This is a genomic window from Streptomyces sp. A 4/2 (genome assembly GCF_940670765.1).
In the GTDB taxonomy this organism is placed as follows: Bacteria; Actinomycetota; Actinomycetes; order Streptomycetales; family Streptomycetaceae; genus Streptomyces.
In genome coordinates this window covers 201,546-220,013 of sequence record NZ_CALNVW010000034.1, presented here as the reverse complement: position 1 = coordinate 220,013, position 18,468 = coordinate 201,546, and the positions used below count along the sequence as shown (strand labels likewise).

Annotated in this window: 16 protein-coding genes; 2 read left to right on the top strand and 14 right to left on the bottom strand. The window is 69.1% G+C overall.

The genetic code is table 11. The features are described 5' to 3' along the window. Nucleotides 1–10: 10 nt before the first annotated feature. The 12 genes from pgi to NBY69_RS25585 all read right to left on the bottom strand — a co-directional run bounded on the left by pgi (nucleotide 11) and on the right by NBY69_RS25585 (nucleotide 12,646). A complete protein-coding gene (pgi, locus tag NBY69_RS25640; RefSeq protein ID WP_250303885.1) occupies nucleotides 11–1,675 on the bottom strand; it encodes a glucose-6-phosphate isomerase in 1,665 nt (554 codons plus the stop codon). Between the two features lie 57 nt (nucleotides 1,676–1,732). Then, nucleotides 1,733–2,941 carry an MFS transporter gene (locus NBY69_RS25635; RefSeq protein WP_250303837.1) on the bottom strand — a complete coding sequence of 403 codons (1,209 nt, stop codon included), beginning with the start codon at nucleotides 2,939–2,941 and terminating at the stop codon, nucleotides 1,733–1,735. A gap of 142 nt (nucleotides 2,942–3,083) precedes the next feature. Continuing rightward, a complete protein-coding gene (locus NBY69_RS25630) occupies nucleotides 3,084–3,419 on the bottom strand; it encodes an RNA polymerase-binding protein RbpA (RefSeq protein ID WP_266643683.1) in 336 nt (111 codons plus the stop codon). Between the two features lie 119 nt (nucleotides 3,420–3,538). Continuing rightward, on the bottom strand, nucleotides 3,539–3,769 hold the full coding sequence (gene secG / locus NBY69_RS25625; RefSeq protein ID WP_250303883.1) for a preprotein translocase subunit SecG: 231 nt from the start codon (nucleotides 3,767–3,769) through the stop codon (nucleotides 3,539–3,541). A gap of 111 nt (nucleotides 3,770–3,880) precedes the next feature. Next, the gene (gene tpiA, locus NBY69_RS25620) at nucleotides 3,881–4,666 is read right to left on the bottom strand and encodes a triose-phosphate isomerase (RefSeq protein ID WP_250303836.1); all 786 of its coding nucleotides are present in this window, start codon (nucleotides 4,664–4,666) and stop codon (nucleotides 3,881–3,883) included. 7 nt (nucleotides 4,667–4,673) lie between these two features. Next, nucleotides 4,674–5,885: a phosphoglycerate kinase gene (gene pgk, locus NBY69_RS25615; RefSeq protein ID WP_250303835.1), complete on the bottom strand. Its 1,212-nt coding sequence runs from the start codon at nucleotides 5,883–5,885 to the stop codon at nucleotides 4,674–4,676. A gap of 107 nt (nucleotides 5,886–5,992) precedes the next feature. Continuing rightward, complete coding sequence (gene gap / locus NBY69_RS25610) at nucleotides 5,993–6,997, bottom strand: type I glyceraldehyde-3-phosphate dehydrogenase (protein WP_250303834.1); 1,005 nt, start codon at nucleotides 6,995–6,997, stop codon at nucleotides 5,993–5,995. A gap of 257 nt (nucleotides 6,998–7,254) precedes the next feature. Beyond that, the gene (gene whiA, locus NBY69_RS25605) at nucleotides 7,255–8,244 is read right to left on the bottom strand and encodes a DNA-binding protein WhiA (protein WP_250303833.1); all 990 of its coding nucleotides are present in this window, start codon (nucleotides 8,242–8,244) and stop codon (nucleotides 7,255–7,257) included. Next, nucleotides 8,235–9,263 carry a uridine diphosphate-N-acetylglucosamine-binding protein YvcK gene (gene yvcK / locus NBY69_RS25600; protein WP_250303832.1) on the bottom strand — a complete coding sequence of 343 codons (1,029 nt, stop codon included), beginning with the start codon at nucleotides 9,261–9,263 and terminating at the stop codon, nucleotides 8,235–8,237. Before yvcK ends, whiA begins: the two co-directional genes overlap by 10 nt. Next, nucleotides 9,260–10,198, bottom strand: a complete 939-nt coding sequence (gene rapZ, locus NBY69_RS25595; RefSeq protein ID WP_250303831.1) for an RNase adapter RapZ — start codon at nucleotides 10,196–10,198, stop codon at nucleotides 9,260–9,262. The genes yvcK and rapZ overlap by 4 nt, the downstream gene beginning before the upstream one ends. Further along, nucleotides 10,191–12,170, bottom strand: coding sequence for an excinuclease ABC subunit UvrC (gene uvrC, locus NBY69_RS25590; protein ID WP_250303830.1), 1,980 nt, complete (start codon nucleotides 12,168–12,170; stop codon nucleotides 10,191–10,193). The genes rapZ and uvrC overlap by 8 nt, the downstream gene beginning before the upstream one ends. Nucleotides 12,171–12,223: 53 nt before the next feature. Further along, nucleotides 12,224–12,646 (bottom strand): Rieske (2Fe-2S) protein, encoded by a 423-nt coding sequence (locus NBY69_RS25585; protein WP_250303829.1) that lies wholly within the window; start codon nucleotides 12,644–12,646, stop codon nucleotides 12,224–12,226. A gap of 112 nt (nucleotides 12,647–12,758) precedes the next feature. On the opposite strand from NBY69_RS25585, the gene NBY69_RS25580 reads away from it, so the two are divergent. Then, on the top strand, nucleotides 12,759–13,676 hold the full coding sequence (locus tag NBY69_RS25580; protein ID WP_250303828.1) for a carbohydrate kinase: 918 nt from the start codon (nucleotides 12,759–12,761) through the stop codon (nucleotides 13,674–13,676). Nucleotides 13,677–13,804: 128 nt separating this feature from the next. On the opposite strand, the gene NBY69_RS25575 is transcribed toward NBY69_RS25580, so the two are convergent. Next, nucleotides 13,805–14,647, bottom strand: coding sequence for an alpha/beta fold hydrolase (locus NBY69_RS25575; RefSeq protein WP_250303827.1), 843 nt, complete (start codon nucleotides 14,645–14,647; stop codon nucleotides 13,805–13,807). After that, nucleotides 14,644–17,658, bottom strand: a complete 3,015-nt coding sequence (gene uvrA, locus NBY69_RS25570; RefSeq protein WP_250303826.1) for an excinuclease ABC subunit UvrA — start codon at nucleotides 17,656–17,658, stop codon at nucleotides 14,644–14,646. The genes NBY69_RS25575 and uvrA overlap by 4 nt, the downstream gene beginning before the upstream one ends. 188 nt (nucleotides 17,659–17,846) lie before the next feature. Here uvrA and NBY69_RS25565 point away from each other — a divergent pair, with 188 nt between their 5' ends. After that, nucleotides 17,847–18,467 carry a maleylpyruvate isomerase family mycothiol-dependent enzyme gene (locus tag NBY69_RS25565; protein WP_250303825.1) on the top strand — a complete coding sequence of 207 codons (621 nt, stop codon included), beginning with the start codon at nucleotides 17,847–17,849 and terminating at the stop codon, nucleotides 18,465–18,467. Nucleotide 18,468: the final 1 nt, after the last annotated feature.

The window sequence follows — 18,468 nt, the reverse complement described above, 5'->3', positions numbered from 1 at the left end:
AAGCGGCAGGTCAACGACCGCGCAGGGTGCGGTACGTGGAGATCAGCGCGGCGGTGGAGCTGTCCAGCTGCTCGTCGGCCCCGGCCTCGCTCCCGCTTTCGGTGAGGAGCGGCTCGATCTTCTTGGCGAGGACCTTGCCGAGCTCGACGCCCCACTGGTCGAAGGAGTCGATGTTCCAGATGGCGCCCTGGACGAACACCTTGTGCTCGTAGAGCGCGATCAGCTGGCCCAGCACGGACGGGGTGAGCGTGTCCGCGAGGATCGTCGTCGTCGGGTGGTTGCCCCGGAACGTCTTGTGCGGGACGAGCTCCTCGGCAACGCCTTCCGCCCGTACCTCGTCGGGCGTCTTGCCGAAGGCGAGGGCCTGGGTCTGGGCGAAGAAGTTCGCCATGAGCAGGTCGTGCTGGGCCTCCAGCCCGGACGTCAGGTCGTCGACGGGCCTGGCGAAGCCGATGAAGTCCGCCGGGACGACCTTGGTGCCCTGGTGCAGCAACTGGTAGTACGCGTGCTGGCCGTTGGTGCCCGGCGTGCCCCAGACCACCGGTCCGGTCTGCCAGTCGACCGGATTGCCCTGACGGTCCACGGACTTGCCGTTGGACTCCATGTCCAACTGCTGGAGGTAGGCGGTGAACTTGGAGAGGTAGTGCGAGTACGGCAGGACCGCGTGCGACTGCGCGTCGAAGAACGCGCCGTACCAGACGCCCAGCAGGCCGAGCAGGAGCGGGATGTTCTCCTCGGGCGGGGCGGTGCGGAAGTGCTCGTCGACCTGGTGGAATCCGTCCAGCATCTGCCGGAAGCGGTCGGGGCCGATCGCGATCATCAGCGAGAGGCCGATGGCCGAGTCGTACGAGTACCGTCCGCCGACCCAGTCCCAGAACTCGAACATGTTGGCCGTGTCGATGCCGAAGTCCGCGACCTTCTCCGCGTTCGTCGACAGGGCCACGAAGTGCTTCGCCACCGCGTCCTCACCGGCCCGCAGATTCGTCAGCAGCCAGTTGCGCGCGGACGTCGCGTTGGTGATGGTCTCAATGGTGGTGAAGGTCTTGGACGCGATGACGAACAGCGTCTCCGCCGGGTCCAAGTCCCTTACGGCCTCGTGCAGATCGGCACCGTCGACGTTGGAGACGAAGCGGACCTGCAGCTCGCGGTCGGTGAACGAGCGCAGCGCCTCGTACGCCATCGCGGGGCCGAGGTCCGAACCGCCGATGCCGATGTTGACGACGGTCCTGATGCGCTTGCCGGTGTGACCGGTCCACTCGCCCGACCTGACCCTGTCGGCGAAGGCGGCCATCTTGTCGAGCACGGCGTGCACGGCCGGCACGACGTTCTCCCCGTCCACCTCGACGACCGCGTCGCGCGGAGCGCGGAGCGCGGTGTGCAGCACCGCGCGGTCCTCGGTGGTGTTGATCTTCTCGCCGCGGAACATCGCGTCGCGCAGCTCGGCCACCCCGGCGGCAGCGGCCAGCTCACGGAGCAGGCCGAGTGTCTCGTCGGTCACCAAGTGCTTGGAGTAGTCGAGATACAGATCGCCCGCCCGGAGGGTGTATGCGGTCCCTCGCGCCGGATCCCTGTCGAACAGCTCCCGCAGACGCGTGTCGCCCAGCTGCTCCCGGTGCTTGCCCAGTGCGGTCCACTCGGGCATCTGGTTGAGCCTGGTACGGCCTTCTGCGTTCATCTCGGACATCGGTCCATTCTTCTCGTACCTGCGTACATGCCCCGCTGCACATCCAACCTAATTGATCTGACGTGCGAGTGACGCTACGGCAGCCGCGAAGAGAGCCGCTGCGAGAAGTGCCGGGGTGTTCAGCCCCCACGCGGCGGCCACCGCACCGCCCAGCAGCGCACCCAGGGGGGCTCCGCCGGTCGACAGCGTACGGAAGGCGGCGCTGATCCTGCCCACCATGGCTTCCGGGCTGCGCTGCTGCATCAGCGTGACCTGGTTGACGTTCCACAGCATTCCGCACGCCCCGAACAGGGCCAGCGCGGCGACCGTCACCCAGAGCTCCCGGACGCTCCCGACGGCGACCAGACAGCCGGTCTGGACGCTTCCGGCCAGGAAGACGCTCCGGACGCGCCCGACGCGCAGGGACACCCGGCGGGACAGCAGCCCGCCCGCCAGACTGCCCGCCCCGACCGCGGTGAGGGCCGCCGCATAGCCGCTGTGCCCGGCGCCGAGCCATCCGGTGACGTCCAGGACCAGAGTGGCGATCAGCGCGCCCATGCCGATGTTGCACAGCATGGTGGCGATGCACAGCGCTCTCAGCATCCCGTCGCGCCACAGCACCCGTATGCCTTCGGCGATGTCGCTCCGCAGGGTGCGGCCCGTGGCCCTGGGCGGCCGGTCGGGCGCGGCCGTCCGCAGCGAGGCGACCAGACCCGCCGCGAGGACGTAGCTGACGGCGTCCGCACCGTACGGCGCCGCCGCCCCGGCCACCAGGAGCGCCGGCACCAGGGGCGCGGCCAGGAAACCGCCGACGATCTGCTGACCGGTCATCAGCCGCGCGTTGGCACTGCCCAGCGCCTCAGGCGGGACGAGTTGGGGCAGCAGGGCGGTCGCCGCGTTGTCGAAGAGCGTCTGGAGTGTGGTGAGCGCGAAGGCCAGGGCGATCAACAGGGCTATCGACGCGTGCCCCAGCGCGACCATCACCGCGAAGGCGGCCATCAGCACGCCCCGCACCACATCGACGCCCCACATCGCCCGCCGCTGGTCCACCCGGTCGGCGACCGCGCCACCCAGCAGCCCGAACAGCAGCCACGGCAGATATCCGCAGGCCGTCACCAGGGACACCAGCACCGGATCCCGGGTCAGCGACGCGGCGAGCAGCGGCATCGCCGCCGTACGCAGCGAGTCCCCGAACTTCGAGACGACGGCCGCCGTCCAGAGACGGCCGAACCCGCCACGCCAGGCCGGAGCGCATACCTGCGCGGCTGCGTCGGCCATCACAACTTCCCTGCCGGGTCCACCGGTTGACGTTCCATGGTGAAGACCGTAGACGGCACCACTGACAACGCGGTCCGACCGTGCGGTCCGGCAACGCGGTCCGGCCGGACACCCCGAGAGGGTCCGGCCGGAATTCATACGGTTAGATCTCGCCCCGCAGTTTCGCCAGGGCCTCGGCGAGAATCGCCTCGCCGTCCTCGTCGCTGCGCCGCTCCCGTACGTACGCGAGGTGCGTCTTGTACGGCTCGGTGCGCGGCGGGTCCGGCGGATTCTCGCTGTCCTGACCGGCGGGGAACCCACAGCGCGGGCAGTCCCAAGTCTCCGGAACCTGTGCGTCGTGGGCGAAGCTCGGCTGCGTCTCGTGCCCGTTCGAGCACCAGAAGGAGATGCGGAGGCGCGGCGCGGACTCGCCCCGCTCGGCCTCCCCCATCGGCCCCGCTCCGACCCGGCTTCCCCGGATCGCGTTGCCACTTGCCACGGTCGTAACTCCCTGCGTGATGGTGCTCGAAGATGCCCCAGTCTACGTAAGGCCCAACGCGCGTCCAGTGATTGGAGTTACACCCCCGCACCGGAACGCGGGGGCACGGAAGCGGACGGTCAGTTCTTCAGCTTCATCAGCAGACCGAGCACGACGATGCACACGAACCACAGCAGGCCGAGCACCACGGTGATGCGGTCGAGGTTGCGCTCGGCGACCGAGGAGCCGCCGACGGACGACTGCATGCCACCACCGAACATGTCGGAGAGGCCGCCGCCCTTCCCCTTGTGCATCAGCACCAGCAGCATCAGCAGCAGGCTGAAGACGATCAGGGCGATCGAGAACCCCAGAATCACGGCTGGACCAACTTCCTCGGAACTCTAAACGGACGACGGGGCCGGACGGCTGCTGCCAGCCGTCTCGGCCCCGCAAGGGTACGACGGATCCGCGCTACCGCATACTCACTGGTCGCGGAACCGGACGATCTTGACGAACTCGTCGGCGTCGAGCGCCGCGCCACCGATCAGCGCACCGTCCACATCGGGCTGCGCCATGATCGCGGCGACGTTCCCGGACTTGACGGAGCCGCCGTACTGGATGCGGACCTTGTCGGCCAGCTCCTGCGAGTACAGCTCGGCCAGCCGCCCGCGGATCGCACCGCAGACCTCCTGGGCGTCCTCGGGGGTGGCGACCTCGCCGGTGCCGATCGCCCAGACCGGCTCGTACGCGATCACGATCGACTCGGCCTCGTCGGCCGGGATGTCCTTGAGCCCGCCGTCGAGCTGCTTCAGCGTGTACTCGACCTGCTGTCCGGCCTTGCGGATGTCCAGGCCCTCACCGACGCACAGGATCGGGGTGATGCCGTACTTGAACGCGGCCTTGACCTTGGCGTTGCAGAGCTCGTCGCTCTCCTCGTGGTACTGACGGCGCTCGCTGTGGCCGACGGCCACGTAGCTGCACTTCAGCTTGGCCAGCATCGGGCCCGAGATCTCGCCGGTGTACGCGCCGGAGTCGTGCGCCGAGATGTCCTGGGCGCCGTACTTGATCTTGAGCTTGTCCCCGTCGACCAGGGTCTGGACGGACCGCAGGTCGACGAAGGGCGGCAGGACCGCCACCTCGACCGCGTCGTAGTCCTTGTCCGTGAGCGCGAAGGACAGCTTCTGGACGTGCGCGATGGCCTCGAGGTGGTTGAGGTTCATCTTCCAGTTGCCCGCCATCAGCGGGGTGCGGGTGCTCTGATTCGTCATGAGGGTGTCAGTTCTCCAGTGCGGCGAGGCCGGGAAGCGTCTTGCCTTCGAGGTATTCGAGGCTCGCGCCGCCACCGGTCGAGATATGTCCGAATTTGTTCTCGTCGAAGCCCAGGATGCGGACCGCGGCGGCCGAGTCGCCACCGCCGACGACGGTGAAGGCGGGGCTGTCGAGGAGTGCCTGCGCGACGGCCCGGGTGCCGTCCGCGTAGTCGGGGTGCTCGAAGACGCCCATCGGGCCGTTCCAGAAGACGGTGGCCGCGTCGGCGAGCTTCGATGCGTACAGCTTGTCGGTCTCGGGGCCGTTGTCCAGCCCCATCTGTCCGGCCGGGATGGCGTCCGCGGGGACCGTCTGGGGGTGGGTCGGCGCCTTGGCCTTGAGGTCCGGGAACTGCGCGGAGACCACGACGTCGACGGGGAGCACGAACTCCACGCCCTTCTCCTTCGCGCGCTGCAGGTACTCCAGCACCACCGGGATCTGGTCTTCCTGGAGCAGCGAGCTGCCGACCTCGTGGCCCTGGGCCTTGAGGAAGGTGTACGCCATGCCGCCGCCGATGAGGATGCGGTCGGCCCGCTCCAGGAGGTGGTCGATGACGCCGAGCTTGTCGGAGACCTTGGCACCGCCGAGGACCACCGCGTACGGGCGCTGGACGTCGGAGGTCAGCTTCTTGAGGACGCCGACCTCGGTGGCGATGAGGTAGCCGGCGGCGTGCGGCAGGCGCGCCGGGAGGTCGAAGACCGAGGCGTGCTTGCGGTGCACCGCGCCGAAGCCGTCGCCGACGTAGAGATCGGCGAGACCGGCGAGCTGGTCGGCGAAGGCGCCGCGCTCGGCGTCGTCCTTGGAGGTCTCACCGGCGTTGAAGCGGAGGTTCTCGATGACGGCGACCTGGCCGTCGGCGAGAGCGGCGACCGTGGCGCGGGCGGACTCGCCGACGGTGTCGGTCGCGAACGCGACGTCGGTGCCGAGGAGTTCACCGAGACGCGCGGCGACGGGTGCGAGCGAGAACGCCGGGTCCGGGGCACCCTTCGGGCGGCCCAGGTGGGAGGCGACGACGACACGTGCGCCCGCCTCGGCGAGCTTGGACACCGTCGGCAGGACGGCGCGGATGCGGCCGTCGTCGGTGATGGTGGTGCCGGAGAGCGGCACATTGAGGTCGGCGCGGACGAATACCCGCTTGCCCGCGACCCCTTCGGCGAGAAGTTCGTCGATGGTCTTCATGAGTTCCTGGACTCCTTGGAAGATCTGGACAGGCGACGGGGCCCGGACCGCGCGTCGTTGCGCAGTCCGAGCCCCGTGCTCACATCGAGGTGCCTACCGGCCCGTGATCAGAGCTGGTTGCCGACGAAGACCGTGAGGTCGACCAGACGGTTGGAGTAGCCCCACTCGTTGTCGTACCAGCCGATGACCTTCACGCTCTTGCCCTGGACCATGGTCAGGGAGGAGTCGAAGGTGCAGGACGCCGGCCAGTTGACGATGTCCGAGGAGACGATCGGGTCCTCGGTGTAGTCGAGGAGGCCCTTGAGCTGGCCCTCGGAGGCCTTCTGGAACGCGGCGTTCACCTCGTCCTTGGTGACCTCGCGCTCCAGCTCGATGACCAGGTCGGTCACGGAGCCGGTCGGGACCGGGACGCGCATCGCGATGCCGTCGAGCTTGCCCTCGAGCTCCGGGATGACCAGCGCGGTGGCCTTGGCGGCACCCGTGGTGGTCGGAATGATGTTCTCGGCGGCGGCGCGGGCGCGGCGCAGGTCCGAGTGCGGGTAGTCAAGGATGCGCTGGTCGTTGGTGTACGCGTGGACCGTCGTCATCATGCCCTTGACGATGCCGAAGTTCTCCAGGAGAACCTTGGCCATCGGCGCCACACAGTTGGTGGTGCAGGAGGCGTTGGAGATGACGTTGTGCTTTGCCGCGTCGTACTTGTCCTGGTTGACGCCCATCACAATGGTGATGTCCTCGCCCTTGGCCGGAGCCGAGATGAGGACCTTCTTGGCGCCGCCCGCAATGTGCTTCTCGGCATCGGCCTTCTTGGTGAAGAAACCGGTCGACTCGATGACGATGTCGACTCCCAGCTCACCCCAGGGGATGTCGGCCGGGTTGCGCTCGGACAGCACCTTGATGGTGTGGCCGTCAACGGTGATGGTGTCTGCGGTGTGCGAGACCTCGGCCTTGAGACGGCCCAGAATCGTGTCGTACTTCAGCAGATGCGCGGTGGTCGCAGTGTCACCCAGGTCGTTGACAGCCACGATCTCGATGTCTGCACCCTGCTCCAGCAGCGCGCGGAAGTAGTTACGACCGATGCGGCCAAAGCCGTTGATGCCTACGCGGATCGTCACGAACTCGATCTCCTCGTTGGTACGCCGGGTTTCGACGCCACGGCGAGATGTATGGGATGTCCCCGACCGCTTCCGACCCTACCTCTCGAATGGCCTCAGGGTCATATCGAACGGCACCGTAAGGGATTCCGGACCTGACGCCGGCACCTGTACCTACCAGTAAAAGCGTCGTGGCTCATACGACGGTGCCGGTACCCATATGGGCACCGGCACCGATCAGTTGGCCGTTGCGGGAAGGCCGGGTGAATTCAGCGGATTCAGCCGACGAGGCTGTCGTCCATCTCTTCGGAGAGGGTCGACTCCGTGCCGGGAATTCCCAGATCCTGTGCCCGCTTGTCCGCCATCGCCAGCAGCCTGCGGATCCGCCCGGCCACCGCGTCCTTGGTCAGCGGCGGATCGGCGAGCGCGCCCAGCTCCTCCAGCGACGCCTGCTTGTGCTCCATCCGCAGCCGCCCTGCCGCCGCGAGATGCTCGGGGACCTCGTCGGCGAGGATCTCCAGCGCGCGCCCCACCCGGGCCCCGGCGGCGACCGCGGCCCGCGCCGAGCGGCGCAGGTTGGCGTCGTCGAAGTTGGCGAGGCGGTTGGCGGTGGCGCGGACCTCGCGGCGCATCCGCCGCTCCTCCCAGGCCAGTACGGACTCGTGGGCGCCGAGCCGGGTCAGCAGGGCGCCGATCGCGTCCCCGTCCCGGACGACGACCCGGTCCACGCCCCGCACCTCGCGGGCCTTGGACGCGATCTGGAGCCTGCGGGCCGCGCCCACCAGCGCCAGGGCCGCCTCGGGCCCCGGGCAGGTCACCTCCAGCGAGGAGGAACGGCCGGGCTCGGTGAGCGAGCCGTGCGCCAGGAAAGCACCCCGCCAGGCCGCCTCGGCGTCACAGGTGGCCCCCGAGACCACCTGCGGGGGCAGTCCGCGGATGGGACGGCCCCGGCCGTCCACCAGGCCTGTCTGGCGTGCCAGCTGGTCGCCGCCTGCCACGACCCGTACGACGTAGCGGCTGCCTCTGCGCAGACCGCCGGGTGCCATCACGATCAGTTCGGAGTTGTGTCCGAAGATCTCCAGGACGTCCCGCTTGAGCCGGCGCGCCGCCATCGCGGTGTCCAGCTCCGCCTCGATCACAATCCGCCCGCTCACCAGGTGCAGCCCGCCGGCGAACCGAAGAATCGCCGAAACCTCCGCCTTCCTGCAGCAGGTCCGGGTGACGGGGAGCCGGGAAATTTCGTCCTTCACCGCTGCCGTCATCGCCATGGGCCGATCCTTCCATGCATCCGAAAAATACGGTCGTACGCGGCGGCCAGCAGCTCCCGGTCATGTGTCGGGGAGCCGTCGGGCGAGGCCACGGGCGCCAGCTCGACCGCCGCACCGAGCCCTTGGGCGGCTTCGGCGAGACTTGAGCGGTCGGGCACGGCGGCCTCGTCGGCCAGCACCACGTCCAGGGCGAGTTTAGGGGCGTGTCGGGCCAAAACCTCCAAATGACGCTGCGGTGAGAAGCCATCGGTTTCACCGGGTTGCGGCGCGAGATTGAGCGAAAGCACTTTGCGAGCCTTCGTCTCGATGAGCGCGTCCAGCAATTCGGGCACCAGGAGATGCGGAATCACCGAGGAGAACCAGGAGCCGGGACCGAGCACCACCCAGTCCGCGTCGAGGACCGCGGCGACGGCCTCCGGCACCGCCGGCGGGTCGTTCGGGACGAGGTGCACCGACTGCACCTCGCCCGGGGTGAGCGCGACCGTCGCCTGGCCACGGACCGTGCCGATCTCGTCGGGGCGGTCCGGGTCGTGGCCGCGTACGAGCGCCTGGAGCTCCAGCGGTACGGCGGACATCGGCAGCACCCTGCCGTGCGCGCCCAGCAGCTTGCCGACCAGGTCGAGGGCCTGCACATGGTCACCCAGCTGCTCCCACAGGGCCACGATCAGCAGATTGCCGACCGCGTGCTCGTGCAGGTCGCCCTTGGACTGGAAGCGGTGCTGGATGACCCGGGACCAGGTCTGCCCCCAGTCGTCGTCCCCGCAGAGCGCCGCGAGCGCCTTGCGCAGATCACCGGGCGGCAGTACGCCCAGCTCCTCACGGAGCCGTCCGCTGGAGCCGCCGTCGTCGGCGACGGTCACCACGGCGGTCAGGTCCCCGGTGATCCGGCGCAGCGCGGCGAGCGAGGCGGACAGTCCCATCCCGCCGCCCAGGGCGACGACCTTGGGCTGGGTGCCACGCCGGATCCGGCCGGGGACCAGACGTACGCGCCGCAGCTTCGGGGTCGCGCGGCTCGTCACTCGCGCCCCATGTCGCGGTGGACGAGCACCGTCTCGATCCCTTCCGACGCCAGCCGGGCGGCGAGCTTCTCGGACATCGCCACCGAGCGGTGCTTGCCGCCGGTGCAGCCGACCGCGATGGTCACGTACCGCTTGCCCTCACGGCGGTAGCCGGTGGCGATGATCTGGAGCAGCTCGCTGTACTGGTTGAGGAACTCCTTGGCACCCGGCTGGTTGAAGACATAGGCGGAGACCTCCTCGTTGAGGCCGGTGAAGGGGCGCAGCTCGGGGACCCAGTGCGGGTTCGGCAGGAAGCGGCAGTCGACGACGAGGTCGGCGTCGACGGGCAGTCCGTACTTGTACCCGAACGACATCACCGTCGCACGCAGTTCCGGTTCCTCGTCGCCCGCGAACTGGGCGTCCATCTTGGCGCGCAGCTCATGGACGTTGAGGCTGGAGGTGTCGATCACCAGGTCGGCGTCGCCACGCAGCTCGCGCAGCAGGTCACGCTCGGCTGCGATGCCGTCGGTGATGCGGCCGTCGCCCTGGAGAGGGTGCGGTCTGCGGACCGATTCGAAGCGGCGCACCAGGGCGTCGTCGGACGACTCCAGGAAGACGATCCGCCGGGTGACCTGCTTGTCCGCCAGGTCGGCGAGGGACTGGCGGAGGTTGTCGAAGAAGCGGCGGCCCCGGACGTCGACGACGACGGCGATCCGCGCCACGTTGCCCTGCGAGCGGGCGCCGAGCTCCACCATGGTGGGGATCAGCGCGGGCGGCAGGTTGTCGACGACGAACCAGCCGAGGTCCTCCAGACACTTGGCCGCGGTGGAGCGCCCGGCGCCCGACATCCCGGAGATGATCACCAGCTCCGGGATGGCCGCCTCGGTGGCCTCGGCCGGTGTGCCCGTGCTGCCCGTGCCCACGTCTGCTCCGTCCCGTTCCTGCTCTTCACTCATGCGTGCTGCCCCCGTCGTCTTCCATGATCTCTCCTGTTGCCGTGTTCACGGCGGGTGCGGCCGGAGCCGCCTCCGCGAGCACCGCGGCCACCGCCTCGGCCGTTCTGCGGCCTATACCGGGCACCTCGCAGATCTGATCAATTGTGGCTTGTTTCAGCTTCTTGACGGAGCCGAAGTGCTTGATCAGGGCTTGTTTCCTGGTCTCGCCCAGACCGGCCACGGAGTCCAGCGGGCCGGATGTGAAGCGCTTGGCCCGCTTGACGCGCTGGTAGGTGATGGCGAAGCGGTGGGCCTCGTCACGCACCCGCTGGAGGAGGTAGAGCCCTTCGCTGGAACGCGGCAGGACCACCGGGTCGTCGTCATCGGGGAGCCAGACCTCTTCGAGGCGCTTGGCCAGGCCGCAGACGGCGACGTCATCGATGCCGAGCTCGTCGAGCGCGCGCTTGGCCGCGGCCACCTGGGGCTGTCCGCCATCGACCACCACCAGCTGGGGCGGGTAGGCGAAACGCTTGGGGCGGCCGTCGTCCTCGGGGGCCTCGGCCGTCTGTTCCTCGGTCCACTCCCCCGTCCGCTCCTTCTCCTGGAGGTAGCGCTTGAAGCGGCGGGCGATCACTTCGTGCATCGAGCGGACATCGTCCTGCCCCTCGAAGCTCTTGATCTGGAAGCGGCGGTACTCGCTCTTCCGCGCCAGACCGTCCTCGAAGACGACCATCGACGCCACCACGTCGTCCCCCTGGAGATGGGAGATGTCGTAGCACTCGATGCGCAGGGGCGCGCTGTCGAGACCGAGCGCCTCCGCGATCTCCTCCAGGGCCCGGGAGCGAGTGGTGAGGTCGGACGCACGCTTCGTCTTGTGCAGCACCAGCGCCTGCTGGGCGTTGCGCGCGACCGTCGCCATCAGGTCCTTCTTGTCACCGCGCTGCGGGACCCGCAGGGAGACGTGCGAACCTCGGCGGTCGGCGAGCCACTGGGTGACGGCCTCGGGCTCCTCGGGAAGGGCGGGGACCAGCACCTCCTTGGGTACGGCGTCGCCCTGCTCCTCCCCGTACAGCTGCTGGAGCGCGTGCTCGACGAGGCCCGCGGTGTCCACGGCCTCGACCTTGTCGGTCACCCAGCCGCGCTGTCCGCGGACCCGGCCGCCCCGGACGTGGAAGATCTGGACGGCGGCCTCCAGCTCGTCCTCGGCTACGGCGATCAGATCGGCGTCGGTGGCGTCGTTGAAGACGACCGCGTTCTTCTCCAGGGCACGCTTGAGCGCCTCGATGTCGTCGCGGAGCCGGGCCGCCCTCTCGTACTCCATCTCCTCCGCCGCTTCCCGCATCTCCTGCTCGATGCGGCGGATGTACGTGCCGGTGTGGCCCGCCATGAAGTCGCAGAATTCCTCGGCCAGTTCGCGGTGTTCCTCGGGGGTGACGCGGCCGACGCAGGGCGCCGAGCACTTGCCGATGTAGCCGAGGAGACACGGGCGGCCGATCTGGGCCGAGCGCTTGAACACCCCGGCCGAGCAGGTGCGTACCGGAAAGACCCGGAGCATCAGGTCGACGGTCTCGCGGATGGCCCAGGCGTGGCCGTACGGACCGAAGTAGCGCACGCCCTTCTTCTTGGGGCCGCGCATCACCTGCACCCGCGGAAATTCCTCGTTGAGGGTGACCGCGAGGGACGGATAGCTCTTGTCGTCCCGGTACTTGACGTTGAAGCGGGGGTCGAACTCCTTGATCCAGGAGTATTCGAGCTGGAGCGCCTCGACCTCGGTGGCGACGACGGTCCACTCCACGGAAGCGGCCGTCGTGACCATCGTGCGGGTGCGCGGGTGGAGGTTGGCCAGGTCCTGGAAGTACGAGGAGAGGCGCGGGCGCAGGCTCTTCGCCTTCCCGACGTAGATCACCCGGCGGTGCTCGTCGCGGAATTTGTAGACCCCCGGCGAGTCGGGGATCTGTCCCGGCTTGGGGCGGTAGCTGGAGGGGTCTGCCATGTCTCCCACCCTACTGGCGGGGACTGACAGTGCGAGGCCGTAGCGGGCCGGGGTCAGGCCTTCTTGTCGGGGCCCGCGATCAGCTTGCCGCCGACCACCTTCACCGGGACGTCGTTGAGCGGGCGGCTGGCGGGGCCCTGGAGCACCTTCCCCGTCATGGCGTCGAAACGGCTCCCGTGGCAGGGGCAGATGCCCACCGTTCCCTCGATCTTCTGCAGGGGGCAGTTCTGGTGCGTGCACCGCGACCAGAGCGCCTTGTACTCGTCGGTGCTCGGGCGGCTCACGATCAGGAACTGGTCCTTGTAGTACTTGACCCCGCCCACCGGGACCGCGTCCGCGGCGCCGAGGTCGACGGGCTTGTCCGGCCCCGTCGACGTGCTGCTTCCCCCCGAGCAGGCCGTGAGTCCGAGCCCTGCGGCGCCTGCGAGGGCGGCTCCCATGAGGACGGTACGGCGGGCGGGGGGCAGACCGGACATGGGAGGCTCCACTGTTCAAGGCATCGGTGACGGAACCGACGATACCGGTGGAGATCTCCGCCCCTTCCGGCGGCGTTTACGGTCCAGGAATCTTCGGCTACGTTCGGGATCTGTGATCACCGTCGCCGGAGAGTCCCTGATCGACCTGGTGCCGCAGAACGCCGCCGCGCCCGGTGAACCGCTGCCCGCACTGCTGCCCCGGCTGGGCGGCGGGCCGTACAACACCGCGATCGCGCTCGGGCGGCTGGGTGCCCGGGTGGGTTTCTGTTCGCGGGTCTCCACGGACCACTTCGGCGAGGCGCTGCTCGACGGGCTGCGGACGGCCGGGGTGGAGCTCTCGCTCGTTCAGCGCGGCCCCGAGCCGACGACGCTCGCGGTGGCGACGGTGGGGGCGGACGGTTCCGCCGGATTCGGTTTCTACGCGGAAGGCAGCGCGGACCGGCTCTTCACACTGCCGGTGCAACTCCCCTCCGGAGTAAGGGCGCTGTCACTCGGCACGTGTTCGCTGGTCCTCGAACCAGGTGCGAGTGCGTACGAGGCGCTGCTGCGGCGGGAGTCGGCACGCGGGGTGTTCACCCTGCTCGACCCGAACATCCGGAGCGGGCTGATCCCGGATGCGGACGGCTATCGGAAGCGGTTCAGGGGCTGGCTGCCGGATGTGACGCTGCTGAAGCTGTCGGAGGAGGACGCGGAGTGGCTCGGCGGCGGCCCGCAGGAGTGGCTGGCCGCCGGCCCGCAGGCCGTGGTCATCACGCACGGTGGTGACGGTCTGACCGTACGGACCAGGGCCGGTGGCTCCTACCGCGTGCCCGGCGTGGCCGTCGACGTGGTGGACACGATCGGCGCGGGTGACACGGTCAACGCGGCGCTGCTGCACGGCCTCGCCGAGCGGGACGCCCTGTCGGCGCGGGCGATCGCCGCGCTCTCCGGCGACGACTGGGCGCAGGTACTGGGCTTCGCCGCCCGAGCAGCCGCGCTGACCTGCTCCCGTGCCGGGGCGCAGCCGCCGTATGCGAGGGAGCTGGGGTAGCGGCCGTACACGTACGCGGGGCCGGGCGCAGCCGCCGTCGCGGTGCGGGGTGCGGGGTGCGGGCCGTAACCGCTGGAGGCGTGCAGAGGTACGGACCGTAACCACCGGGGGGCCGTGGCGTCCGGCGGTCAGGGACCGGCCGTCGCGGGTCCGTGCCTTCGGAGAAAGGCGGTGACCGCGAAGCCGAATCCGGCAGGCTCCTCGGCCCAGGGCAGGTGCCCGGCGCCCCGCAGGGTGACCCGCTCCACCCGTGGCAGGGCCCGCTCCAGGGAGTCGACCGCCGAGCGGGGCCGGATGTCACGGTCGCCGTCCACGATCAGCACCGGGACGTCCAGCTCCGCGCACCGCACGCGCAGTGCCGGGGTGCCCCAGCTCTGCCGGTTCTCGGCGTTGATGGTGTCGTTGGCCGTCTCGTTGACGCCGTACCAAGGGGTGGCCATGGTCTCGGCCAGCTCCCGGGCACGGTCCCGGTCCTGGAATTCCACCGACCACTGGAGTACGGCTCTGTCCCGGCCGGTCAGCGTGCGCCAGCGCTCCAGGTCCTCTCCCAGACCTCGGTGGAGGCCGTGGACGAACTCCGGGTGCCAGCCCGCTTCCGGGTCGATGCCGGTGCCGGACACATAGACCAACCCGCTGACCCGGCCGGGGTGTTCCAGCGCATAGCTCAGGGCCAGTTGGGCACCCCAGGAGTGACCGAGCAGCGCCATCCGGGCCAGCCCGAAGTGGCGCCGTACGTCGTCGAGATCCTGGACCGAACGGGCCACCGTGTACGGACCGTCGGACGGCTCCGAACGGCCGCAGCCGCGCTGGTCCCAGCGGTGTACGGCGTAATCGGGCAGCAACTCGGCCACCTCGTCCAGGGTGTCCCACAGGCCGGGACCGCCGTGGCAGAGCACCACGGGCGGGCCCGCGCCACGGCGCACGGCCCAGAGCCGTGCGCCGTCGTCGGTCCGTACAGCCTCCGCGGTCACGACGAAGCGCGGCGCGTACGCGTCGTCTTCTTCGCGGCGGTCTTCGCCGGGGTGCTCCTGGCAACCGTCTTCCCGGCCCCGGCCCCGGCCGTCTTCGCCGCTGCCGTCTTCCTCGCGGCCGTCTTCTTGACCGGCGCCTTCGTCCCGGACAGGGCCGCGTCGCTGATCCGGTCCGCGTCCAGGATGTCCCGGAGGAACTTCCCGGTGTGACTGGCCGGGACCCCGGCGACCTGCTCCGGAGTGCCCTCGGCGATGACGAGGCCACCGCCGTTGCCGCCCTCGGGGCCCATGTCGATGACCCAGTCCGCCGTCTTGACGACATCGAGGTTGTGCTCGATGACGATCACCGAGTTGCCCTTGTCCACCAGGCCGGACAGCACATGGATGAGCTTGCTGATGTCCTCGAAGTGGAGCCCGGTCGTCGGCTCGTCCAGCACGTACACCGTGCGTCCGGTGGAGCGCTTCTGGAGCTCGCTCGCCAGCTTCACCCGCTGCGCCTCGCCTCCCGACAGGGTGGGCGCGGACTGGCCGAGCCTGACGTACCCGAGGCCGACCTCGTTGAGCGTGCGCAGATGGCGTGCGATCGTCGGGACCGCCTCGAAGAAGTCCAGGCCCTCCTCGATCGGCATGTCCAGGACCTCGGCGATGGACTTGCCCTTGTAGTGGACCTCCAGGGTCTCCCGGTTGTACCGCGCCCCGTGGCAGACCTCGCAGGGGACGTACACATCCGGCAGGAAGTTCATCTCGATCTTGATCGTGCCGTCACCCGAGCAGTTCTCGCAGCGACCGCCCTTGACGTTGAAGGAGAAGCGTCCCGGCAGGTAACCGCGGACCTTGGCCTCCATCGTCTCGGCGAAGAGCCGACGGACGTGGTCGAAGACCCCGGTGTAGGTCGCCGGGTTGGAACGCGGGGTGCGTCCGATGGGCGACTGGTCGACGTGCACGACCTTGTCGACCAGGTCGTCGCCGTCGACGCGGGTGTGCCGGCCCGGGACCGTACGCGCGCCGTTGAGCTCGCGCGCGAGATGCGTGTAGAGGATGTCGTTGACGAGTGTCGACTTACCGGATCCCGAGACTCCGGTGACCGCGGTCAGCACGCCCAGCGGGAACGACACGTCGATGTCCTGCAGGTTGTTCTCCCGGGCGCCGTGCACCGTCAGCCGGCGCCCCGGGTCCACCGGCCGGCGCAGGTCCGGGATCGGGATGGCCCGCTTGCCCGCCAGGTACTGGCCGGTCAGCGACTCCTTGTTGGTCAGCAGGTCCTTCAGCGATCCGGAGTGGACCACCTTGCCGCCGTGCTCACCCGCGCCGGGGCCGATGTCCACCACCCAGTCGGCCACCTTGATGGTGTCCTCGTCGTGCTCGACGACGATGAGGGTGTTCCCCATGTCCCGCAGCCGGACCAGCGTCTCGATGAGGCGGTGGTTGTCCCGCTGGTGCAGACCGATGGACGGCTCGTCCAGCACGTACAGCACGCCGACCAGGCCGGAGCCGATCTGGGTGGCCAGCCTGATGCGCTGCGCCTCGCCGCCCGAGAGGGTCCCGGCGGCACGATTCAGCGAGAGGTAGTCGAGGCCGACGTCGACCAGGAACTTCAGGCGTTCGTTGACCTCCTTGAGGACCCGCTCGGCGATCTTCTTGTCGCGGGCGTTGAGCTTCATCCGGCCCAGGAACTCGGCACACTCGCTGATCGACATCGCGGCGACCTCGGCGATGGACTTCTCCATCACCGTGACGGCGAGAACGATCGGCTTGAGGCGGGTGCCTTCACAGGTGGGGCACGGCACTTCGCGCATATAGCCCTCGAAGCGCTCCCGGCTGGAGTCGCTCTCGGCCTCCGAGTGCCGTCGCTTGACGAACGGCACGACCCCCTCGAAGGAGGTCGTATAGGCGCGCTCGCGCCCGTAGCGGTTGCGGTAGCGGACCTCGATCTGGGTCTTGTGTCCGTGGAGCAGGGCCTTCTTGGCACGCTGCGGGAGTCCCGCCCAGGGGATGTCCGTACGGAATCCCAGCTCTTCGGCGAGCGCGCCGACGAGCCGTGCGAAGTACTCCTTGGTGTGACCGAGCGACCACGGGGAGATCGCGCCCTCGTCGAGCGACTTGTCCTCGTCGGGGATGATCAGCTCGGGGTCGACCTCCATCCGCGTACCGATGCCGGTGCAGTCGGGGCAGGCGCCGAAGGGCGAGTTGAACGAGAAGGAGCGCGGCTCCAGCTCTTCGAAGGACAGGTCGTCGTACGCGCAGTAGAGGTGCTCGGAGTACATCCGCTCGCGCTCGGGGTCGTCGGCGGGCAGATCGACGAAGTCGAGGATGACCATGCCCCCGGCGAGGCCGAGCGCGGTCTCCACCGAGTCCGTGAGACGGCGCTTGGCACTGTCCTTCACCGTGAGGCGGTCGATGACCACCTCGATGGTGTGCTTCTCCTGCTTCTTCAGCTTGGGCGGCTCGGAGAGCTGGATCGTCTCGCCGTCCACCCGGGCACGGCTGTACCCCTTGGTCTGCAGATCGGAGAAGAGATCGACGAACTCTCCCTTGCGTTCCCGCACGAGCGGCGAGAGCACCTGGAACCGGCTGCCCTCGGGCAGGGCGAGGACCTTGTCGACGATGGCCTGCGGGGACTGCCGCGAAATGGGCCGGCCGCACTGGGGACAGTGCGGCTTGCCGATGCGCGCGAAGAGGAGACGCAGGTAGTCGTAGACCTCGGTGATGGTGCCGACCGTCGAGCGCGGGTTGCGCGAGGTCGACTTCTGGTCGATGGAGACAGCCGGGGAAAGACCTTCGATGAAGTCCACATCGGGCTTGTCCATCTGGCCGAGGAACTGCCGGGCGTACGAGGAGAGCGACTCGACGTAGCGCCGCTGCCCCTCGGCGAAGATCGTGTCGAACGCGAGAGAGGACTTACCCGATCCGGAGAGCCCGGTGAAGACGATCAGGGAGTCGCGAGGGAGGTCGATCGAGACGTTCTTGAGGTTGTGCTCGCGAGCGCCACGAACGATGAGACGGTCGGCCACGCCGGTCCGCACCTTTCTGAGAGAAGAAGCAGGGGCGGAGCCCCCTCCCCAGGGTATGGGGGGCGCCTCAGCGATGTCTGAAGATGGCTTGTTGGATGTCTCTCACGAGCCTATAGCACGTGCATTCGATTTACGGCCATCGGTAAAGAGCTTCACCCGAAGGAGTGGAGAGGCCTATCGTCAGGCACATGATCGATCACGAGCGGGACCTGGCGTCTGTGGATGAAGCGACCGAACGGCTCCTGGCCTCGGCCGCCGGACTGGACAACGCGGCGGTCCACGAACCGTCACGGCTTCCCGGCTGGTCGCGCGGGCACGTACTCGCCCATCTCGCCCGCAACGCCGATGCGCTGTGCAATGTCTTCGAGGGCCGTCCGATGTACGAGACGGCCGAGGTGCGCGATGCCGACATCGAGCGGGACGCACCGCGCCCGCTCTCCGAGCAGTTGGAAGACGTACGCGCCAGCGCGGCCCGACTCCGGGAACGGGCGGCGCTCCCCGCCGACTGGTCACGGACCGTCACCCTGCGCAACGGCGTCACCGACACGGCCGCCCGGATCCCCTTCCGCCGGCGGGTGGAGATCGAGCTGCACCACGTCGATCTGGGCATCGGCTACGAGCTGGAGGACCTGTCGGCGGAATTCACCGCACGGGAGATCGATTTCCTCCAGCAGCGCTTCTCCTCGGACCCCGCCGTGGCGGAGGTCACCGGTCCCGCCACCGCACTGCTCGGCTGGCTCTCGGGCCGCAGGGACGGCGCGGGACTGACCGCCCCCGGCGCAACGCTGCCTGTGCTCCCCTCGCTCTAGA